The organism is Neisseria sp. P0021.S006 (genome assembly GCF_051956895.1).
In genome coordinates, this window is the sequence record NZ_JBQCWZ010000174.1 from 1 (window position 1) to 2088 (window position 2088).

The 2088-nt window shown below is 48.4% G+C and carries 2 protein-coding genes; one reads left to right on the forward strand and one right to left on the reverse strand.

The genetic code is table 11. The features are described from left to right. Positions 1-1235 (forward strand): TonB-dependent receptor domain-containing protein (locus tag ACTHUM_RS12140; protein WP_440402975.1); only part of this gene is annotated, 1235 nt, incomplete at its 5' end. Between the two features lie 178 nt (positions 1236-1413). Here ACTHUM_RS12140 and ACTHUM_RS12145 read toward each other — a convergent pair. Further along, on the reverse strand, positions 1414-2076 hold the full coding sequence (locus ACTHUM_RS12145; RefSeq protein WP_070461688.1) for an NAD(P)H-dependent oxidoreductase: 663 nt from the start codon (positions 2074-2076) through the stop codon (positions 1414-1416). Between the last annotated feature and the right edge of the window lie 12 nt (positions 2077-2088).

Here is a 2088-nt window from a genome sequence, read left to right on the forward strand (position 1 = left end):
GTTATGAGCGCACAATCAACAGCCACTTGCCTGAAGGTTTGGCCGGTGGTCCGGAAGGCAGCTATACAGGCTTGGATTTTGTTCAAAGCCGTCTGAAAAACCTGCGCTTCAGCAGCGAAGCGAATATTCCGTTCAAACTTGGTGTCGATAACGTGTTGACGGTTGGTGCAGAATTTACTGACAGCAAATTGGACGATCCTGCCTCCAATACTCAGGGATTTAAAGACCAAGGCAAAACCGATGCGTTTAACGGCATCTCCGCAACGCGCGGTGGTAAGGCATCTCAACGCAACTGGGCGGCATACGTTGAAGACAATATTTCATTGACCGACAAAACCCATCTGATTCCGGCCATCCGTTTCGACCACAACAGCGACAGCGGCAGAAATTGGAGTCCGGCTTTGAACTTCTCGCATCAAATCGGCGAAAACTGGTTGGTCAAAGGCGGTATTGCCCGTGCGTATAAAGCGCCAAACCTGTATCAAACCAATCCTGACTTTATCCTGTACACACGCGGTCAAGGCTGTCCGCTCAATGCGCCGAACAGTGTCCGCTGCTACTACATGGGCAATGGCAATTTGAAACCTGAAACCAGTATCAATAAAGAGATTGGTCTTGAATTCAACAAAAACGGCTGGCAGGCTTCGGCGACTTATTTCCACAACGCGTACCGCAATAAAATCGTGATCGGCGACCAGCTCATTGCCACCAGCAATATTGGCAACTGGCTCCTGCAATGGGAAAATACGCCGAAAGCGACTATTTCAGGTATCGAAGGCAACTTGGTGATTCCGTTGCATGACACACTCAAGTGGAGCAACAATTTCACTTATATGCACAAATCTGAAGATTATCAAGGCAATCCATTGTCTTTGGTGCCGAAACATACCATCAACAGCACATTGTCTTGGACGCCGAACGAACGCTTCGATGCCAATCTGACCTTTACCCACTACGGCCGCACCAAGCCGCGCAGCGTGGCAGTCAACCGTTTGGAACAAAACGGCAATCCTCGTGCAGGCGTAGCAGCGTTGTCTTCCGAACACAGCCAAACCCAAGTCGGCTCTTACGGTATTTGGGGTATCAATGCAGGCTACAACTGGAACAAACGCGTGGCTGTCCGTGGCGGTATCAGCAATCTGTTTGACAAAAAACTGTACCGCACAACTGCCGGAGCACAAACTTACAACGAACATGGCCGCGCCTTCTACGGCAGTTTGAAAGTATCGTTTTAAGTAGAAGCGTATTAAATCAGGCCGTCTGAAACGGTGTGAAATGAAATCTAGGATTTCTGACACATGGTTTCAGACGGCCTTCAGATTTTAAATTTAGAAGTATTTGTTGTTACGGAATTTGCTTCTCTTTTTAGAAAAGTAAAAGGGCGGTATTTGCCGCCCTGAGAATACAAACTGCTTATTCGACCCAAGTCACCATTTCTTCAATCGGTTTGCGTGATTTTTGGGTGATTTCTTTGGCGCGATAGCCGAATGTTGCCGCTACGGATACGCCCCATTCATTGGCATCAAACAGGCCTTCTGCTGCCAATACTTCGTTCATTTTGTCGTAGTTGAAGCCCTCGATTGGGCAGGAATCGATACCGATGGCCGCTGCACCTGTAAGCATATTGGCCAAAGCAATATAGGTCTGCTTGCCGCTCCAGTCAAATAGTGCGCGTTGGTCGTCGGCAATTTTAATGTCGGTTTCTTGGAAGCTTTTGTATCTTGCCAACGCTTTTTCCAGTTGCTCTCCTTGCAGGCCCCTGCGTTCGGCAACACTGCGGAAGAACGGGGTATCGTAACGGGCATTTTTCTTGGCAAGGATAATCACCAGATGGCTGCAGTCGTTCAGTTGGGATTGCATCCCCCAGCTGAAAGGCTTGATTTTCTCACGCAGGGCTTTGTTTTGAATCACCAAGAATTTCCACGGCTCAGAGCCGACGGAGCTTGGGGAGAGGCGGGCAAATTCTAGAATCGCTGCAAAATCTTCTTGGCTGATTTTTTTGTTGGGATCGTAATACCGGGTGGAGCAGCGATTTTCGAATACTTGCAGCATTTGTTCGCGTGTAATTTGATTCATCTGGTTTTCCTA

What these genes read in the sequence shown, in the direction of transcription:
- ACTHUM_RS12145 (WP_070461688.1), bottom strand. Translation starts at nt 2,076, where the DNA reads ATGAATCAAATTACACGCGAACAAATGCTGCAAGTATTCGAAAATCGC.